Annotated in this window: 5 protein-coding genes; all 5 read right to left on the minus strand. The window is 30.0% G+C overall.

Annotated features, from left to right (window positions below; genetic code table 11):
- Positions 1-129: 129 nt before the first annotated feature.
- Positions 130-915: a response regulator gene (locus QE109_RS12700; RefSeq protein WP_281094909.1), complete on the minus strand. Its 786-nt coding sequence runs from the start codon at positions 913-915 to the stop codon at positions 130-132.
- A 419-nt stretch (positions 916-1,334) separates the two neighbouring features.
- A complete protein-coding gene (locus tag QE109_RS12705) occupies positions 1,335-1,586 on the minus strand; it encodes a hypothetical protein (RefSeq protein WP_281094910.1) in 252 nt (83 codons plus the stop codon).
- Positions 1,587-1,750: 164 nt separating this feature from the next.
- Positions 1,751-4,195, minus strand: coding sequence for an HD domain-containing phosphohydrolase (locus QE109_RS12710; RefSeq protein WP_281094913.1), 2,445 nt, complete (start codon positions 4,193-4,195; stop codon positions 1,751-1,753).
- Positions 4,196-4,235: 40 nt separating this feature from the next.
- Positions 4,236-5,837, minus strand: a complete 1,602-nt coding sequence (locus QE109_RS12715) for a GH3 domain-containing protein (protein ID WP_281094911.1) — start codon at positions 5,835-5,837, stop codon at positions 4,236-4,238.
- Between the two features lie 23 nt (positions 5,838-5,860).
- Positions 5,861-6,754 (minus strand): hypothetical protein, encoded by an 894-nt coding sequence (locus QE109_RS12720; RefSeq protein WP_281094912.1) that lies wholly within the window; start codon positions 6,752-6,754, stop codon positions 5,861-5,863.
- Positions 6,755-7,041: the final 287 nt, after the last annotated feature.

The following is a 7,041-nucleotide window of genomic DNA, read 5'->3' on the forward strand; positions in this document are numbered from 1 at the left end:
TTTTTTGTTAGATTGATTATAACTAGATACCCAATTTTGATCCAGTAAAGCACTCCATAAAATAAGTAAAATCAATAAATGTTAAATATAAATCGACAACTTCTTATAACAATGCAATCTATAAATACATTATTTTTCACTATTTTTTATAGAAAAAATAAATTTCTCAACTGAGTTATTCATACTTACTTGTATATCTTCTAAATTAATATTTAATCCCGTTGAATATGATAATTTTCTCTCAATTTTTTGTTTGAAATTTTCATACACAGATTTTCTCAAAGAGTTAATGAATGAAACATCATAAACTGTGGTTGACAATGAGTATTCGTAGGGTAAGAAATTCTCATATAAATAAAGTTCAAGAAAATTATTTTTGATCTTTATGTTAATACGTGGTGCACCTTTTCCAATTATTTCTTTTACGATTGCAGAAAAACTATTTCTAAGAACCACTTGAAGTGTAGTCAATTGTTCTTCGCTAATATCCTCTAAGTGGAAAGATGTGGCATTTAACTGAGATAGAATGACTTGACGACTTAAGACATCAATAGCTCCTAATATTTCGTCCGGTGAAAATGGTTTAAGTATGTACTTATCAACCTTTAACTCAATACTTTTTATAAATGAGTCCACATCTGTCAATGCCGATGTAACGATAATTGGTATTGTTTGATCCAACAAACGTATTTTTTTGATAAACTCTATACCACTCATCACAGGCATATTTAAATCTGTTATAATTAAATTTGGATTATGAGACTTAAATAGGGATAATCCTTCATTGCCATTTTCAGCAATAAGTAACTCACTTAAATTCCCCTCGAGATGTTCACAAACAATTGTTCTGATAAGCTTATCATCTTCAAGATACAAAGCTTTTATATGTGAGTAATGATTACTTTCTTTTTTCATAATTCCTCCTTGAACAATGAACACATAGTGTAGAGCTATGTGTTCTATTTTTATTTATAATAGTGATAGACGTTGCGGATTAGTATTTCCGCCTATAGCTTTGATTATTTCTTAAAGGCCCTAACCGCAACTCTATACTATATCTATTAATGAGTTAGATAGCGCTTAGAGGTTTTGTATCGAGCAAGGGGACACAGTATAGAGTTTGTGAACTGCAACGTTGCTTCATCACAAACTACAAAAATCTTTTTGCACGTCATTTTTTCTTAATTAACCAAAGAGTTGAATTTCTGCTAGATTCCTAATTCAATTTTAAAGTAGTACTCTTACTTCATTTTGCCATGTTCACTTTTCAAAAATAAATCAAAATAAAACTCAGGTCCTAATTGCTTGACTTCATAGAGATAGTCTAATTGTCATTAGTTTTTATGACATGCTTCCGAAATCCAATTGTAAATCAATTCTAAATTTGGTAGTCTAACTATCATATCAAGTTCTTTAGCTTTGATGGTCATTTTTTCTAACAAAAAATTCCCAAATTCAATTGATAAATCTTGATAAGTACTAATATTGTTCAAATGCAATAAAAATAACCACTCTTTAGACATATTATCCAAATTTCTCAATTCTAAACTATCTAATTCCACTATATAATCTGTAATGATTTCCATTCTAATCCCTCACATACAACATACAAAAAATAAAAGCCCCACTTTTAAGTGGGGCTTTTGCTCTTCACAATACCATTCCATCAACTCATATTTTAATACTAATAAATGCACAATTGTACATTTCTAAACTTATTCTATCATACTCATATATATTTGTAAATATCTCAATCAAACTCAGTCACCGATGTTTCGAGTACATTAATAAAAGCTTCTACCAAAATAGGATCAAAATGCCTCCCAGACTCTTTCTTGATAATACTAATTATTTTTTCATTACTTATTTCTTCTTTGTAAACCCTTTTAGACTTCATTGCGTCATAAGCATCACAAATACATAAAATTCTAGCAGTCAATGGTATATTTTCACCACTAATTTTCCGTGGATAGCCTTTTCCATCATATCGCTCATGGTGCCCAATTACCGCTGGAATTAAATAATCCAGATCAGGTAAATGCCTAATAATTTCAATTGAAGCTTCTACATGCCTTTTCATAATCTCATACTCAGAATCTGTAAGTGCTCCTGGTTTATTTAATATGTTCTCAGGTATACTAATTTTTCCGATATCGTGTAAAAGTGACGCTTGTCTCACAATCTCGACGACTACATTATTAAGTTTTATTTCTTTTGCAAGTTTTACAGCATATTCAGCAACATTATTTGAATGATTGAACGTATAATGATCTTTTGCATCAATTGCAGCTGTCAAAGCACATACTGTTGCACTATAGTTTTCATATACTTTGCTATAGTCTAAATCCTCAGTTATACCTTTTTCATAAGTATCAAAGACCATTACCCCATTTTTTCCATTCTTTTTTACTTGATGTACAGCCATTTCTACATTTTGAAGTAACTCGTTCTTTGAAGATGCACCCAATGGATAAACTGAAATTCCTATACTCGCAGTTATGGTTCTATGCTGAAAATCAGAACTATACAATCCAAGTTTGTTCATTTTACTTTTTATTTGTTCTACGATTTGTTTTGATGAATAGACATCTAATGATGGCAATAAGATAATAAATTCTTTTCCTGAATATCGAAATACCATTCCTTTATTTTCTGTTTCAATTCTGATGATTTCAGCAATTTCTTTCAATATGGAGTCTCCGTTTTGAACACCGTATAGTTGATTGAAAAGCTTGAAATCATCAATATTTATCAGAACTAAACCAGTTGTACTAATTTCCTGGGAAATGAATGCTTCGTCATATTTTTCATAAAACATTTTTCTATTATAAATGCCTGTGAGTTCATCTATTCTTGATTCGAGATATACTTTTTCATACATCACTGCATTTCTTAAGGATACATCTGCTATAGATAAAATTGAATTTAGAAATTCAAGATCTCTTATTTTAAACTTTTTACCTTGTATAACCTTAATAAATAAAAGAAATTGCGTATAGTTTATCCCTGCTATGTAGTCCATTTGCAATGTTCTTAATTGCAGCTTCTCTTCTTCCCAAGCCGATTTGTATAAAATTAAGTTCATTAATTCATGAATGCCCACTAAGCCATGATTTGCTCCTAGAAATTCTTGCGTTCCATTATTGATCATAATCGTTTTATTATTAAGTGTAAATTTACTACTCTCAATAATTTCATAATAATTAGTAGATGTAACCCTTTTACCAAATGAAACCAATTCAATGAACTCTAGTTGTGAAAAAACCTCTATTACTTCATGTATAATCGAATTTGTATTCAAATTATAAGCTACTTTTGCTGAAAATTCATTTAAACATTCATTAAAATAAATAGCTTCATGTTTTACCACCGGGATAACTATTTTTTTCCAAATCAATTGAATGAAAATTAGAGACGAGAGAAAAATTACTAACAGCATCGTCAGTTGACTTTGCAAATTCTCTGTGTTTATGGTTTCGATAATATGTCTTCCAATATATCTATTTGCGATTATAATTGACAATAAAACACTTACAAAATATCCATTTGCATCGGATGCAATAAAAGTGAAATTAAGAACATCTTTTCTTATCAGAGCATATATTAATATGATGGCATTGACTAATCCAAATAGTATGTCAATAGGAAAACTCTTGAAAATTGGTAATACAACTAATAAGTTGCCCAAAACGAAAAAAGCGATTCCTAAAAAAATAGGTTTCGATTGTGAAATAAATTTCTTGTCTTCCTTATACTTCTTACCAATTCTAATCATACCACTTAAAGCGAGCAATAGTCCCAAACAAATTGGAATCAAAATCAGTTCAGATATATCTTCATATATCATTATGATATTTCCATGATCATTAACCATAACTGGCGATTTGATAAACCAGCCATCTTCAATATTAACGAGAGGCAATAATATCAAAATCCCCATAAGAATCATTTCGAAGATTGTCTTTTTTATTCCAACATAATCCATTAAAAAATTATAAATGCTAATAATAGATAAAAACAAACCCAATAAAGATATGTGAAACCAGAAAATATATCCAGGATTAGCTAAGCCCCTCATTAAGAATGAACCGCTTGTCCATACAAAAAGAGAGCCAATCATTAAAAAAAAAGAATTCAGGAGTTGATTCTTTTCAGATTTCACATATAGTAATAAGATAAAAAGATAAAATAACATTGCAAAGCTTGAAATATATTCTTGAATACTCAATTGCTTCTCATCTCCTATCTTTTAATATATTCAGTAAGTTCTCAATATCCATTCTTGCTGGGTTAATTTTTCGGAGATTCCTTTTGAATTTACTACTATAAGCGTCAAATGAACCGATTTGCAAAATTGAAACATGTAAAGGATCAACTCCTGTGATTTTCTTCAAGTTATCATAATCTTGATCAATGAATTTTAAAAAAACAGACACAATCGTCTTTAATATTTCTCGATTGACAATTCTAGACGTAGAATAGTCTTTTTTCAACTCAAGATATAAATGAAGGAATGGTTTACCACTTTCAGATAACTCTTTCGATATGATCCAACCTTCATATCGAATACCTGAAAGCGTTAATATTTCTTCAACACCTTCACAGGTTATACGCGTAAAACCTCCGATATCAATAACATCTGTGACTCTATCAATATACTCCATTTTAGGTAATGTTTGTTTGCCTATAGGGTTTGATAAGCACTTATATAAATCCCCTACTCTGTATCTAACAAAAGCACCACCTTTAAAAACAGAAATAACAATTTCGTATATTTCACCTTCAGTTAGTTCATTAAATAGAACCGTTTTTGGAGAATAACCATAAGTATTACTTTCCTTTTCTCGTTCATCTATACTTATAAACTCATAAAAACATGCATCAGGGAAAAAAACCAAGCCATTGCGACTGTTTGTTTCTGTGCCAATTAAAGTTGGCTCAGTGCCTGCGAACAATTCCAGTGGACGTATGCCCCACATCTTTTCTAGTTCATCCTTGTAATATTTGTTATCTGTACCTGCAATCATAAATCCTTTAAGATCAAAAATATCCTTTGGATATATTTGCGTTCCATTTTTCTTGTTTTTTCTTTTGGCATTTAGCATCTTATACAACATACTGGGTTTAAAGGAAAAAACACTACTATTCTTACTTGAAGAATTCATCAAATAACTTGTAAAATCTTGGCTAATTGAATAAACGACACTACCCAGGCCAAACAAAAAATCCACATTGCTCTTAAGTGCAAGCTTAAATCCTTCTTTATTTCTTTCTCTAAACCCCATACTCTGTGCTGTTTTAACATCCGGTAAATATTCTAGATGAATCTCATTTCCGAAAAGCACTGGCATCAATCCGGTTGCATACGGAAGCGGTGCTAGCGCATAGAGAACTTTATCTCCTGCCTTAACGTCAAATGAATTTTTATCATTGCTTGTAGAAATAAGTAGACAAGCAATTGCATTCTTCTGAAATGTCTCAAGCATACCTTTTGAATATGGCGCATATTTATTTGTACCTCTTGCTCCATCTCTTGTAGTTTGTATCCACAAAATAGGTTCACTTGGCAATAGCCTAGGATCTTTAGATTCTAGTAAAGTTGCATAATCGTCATATCGTGTTAAAGGCATTTTTTCTCGAAATTCGTTTACTGATACAAATTGCTTATCATTCAGAAATATCTTACCTATTCCACTTTTTAGCCATATATTCATTTGCTCTTCCATTAGTCTAAATTGAATATCCATAAATTCCTCAATTCCAATATTAAGAAACCAACAGTATTCATTCCACACTTCAGACTTACTTTTATGCTTTAATATATTTTCAAGATTCATATTTTCACCTTACTCCGTAATATTTAGATGTACTTATCAATATGTTTTTCTGTATTGTTGAATTGGTATCGGTTTTGAGATAATTCATGATGACTCTTAATATTCGTTGAGGCTGTACACGAGCTAATGATTTCCCTGAGTTCACTTAACATATGTTCATAGCTCACGACATCTTTCGGATAACTAATTATTTCTATACTAAAATTGTCCGAACAATTTGATTCATAAGCTCTTATTTGCATCAATATTTCTTTGGAAATTTTTTGAGATGCAACTAATGCGCCTTCATAGTTTGTTGCTGGAAGTAATAAAATAATCTCGTGTTGAGCTGTAATAAAAATCGAATCAATTTCTCTCATATTTAAATTTATGAACTCATTGTTATTTTCGAGCTTACTCAAATCTATACTTCTATTCCATTTTGGTTTCATATAGCTAATCGAAAAGTTTAATCCAAGTCGTTTTGACAAGGCCATTTCTCTATAGACTAAATCCTCAAAATTTATTAACTCAAATCTTAAATTCCTTTTTTTTTTATTTGAACTCGTGAGTTTTAAAATTTTGGAGCCAATTTCTTGAATAAATAAATTATATTCTAATGTAAGTTCATAGAGTTTAGCTTCATTTAGTGGATAAATGTCATAAGTCATATTTCGAATACCTTCACTGTGCAAAACAAAAACTTGCAAATTACTAAGTACTACAGGCGAAAAAACCTCATAATAATAAGGCATTTTTTCCAAATAACTTATTCTATTCAAGATAAATACGACAACTGAGTTCTCAAAAAAAGACTCATCATGTCCTACTTCATGATTAATTGTTATGATTTCCATAAAATTACTTGTTACTCTTTTAATTTTCTTACTTACATATGCAACTAATATTGGTTCATTTGAAATAATAATTACTTTCATGATTACCTCCTGATCAATCAAAAAAAAGCACCCCACTCCATATAAGAGAGTGGGGTACAGCTATAATCTTTTGCCAGATCTCAAAAACTATAAAAAAATATAAGTAGATTTAAATTAATACATAAGCTAAATCTATTTTTATTATAATAAAAATATATTGAAAATTCAACTACTTTCTTTGGTATAACTTATAAATTGAAAGAACAATTATGTCCTGATAAACTAAAGTTGTAACACCTTGTTATAGTTTGGTATAATCCAAATACGAAAAGGAGTACAACTATGGC

It is taken from the genome of Fusibacter bizertensis, from assembly GCF_029914245.1.
Classification (GTDB): domain Bacteria; phylum Bacillota; class Clostridia; order Peptostreptococcales; family Acidaminobacteraceae; genus Fusibacter_C; species Fusibacter_C bizertensis.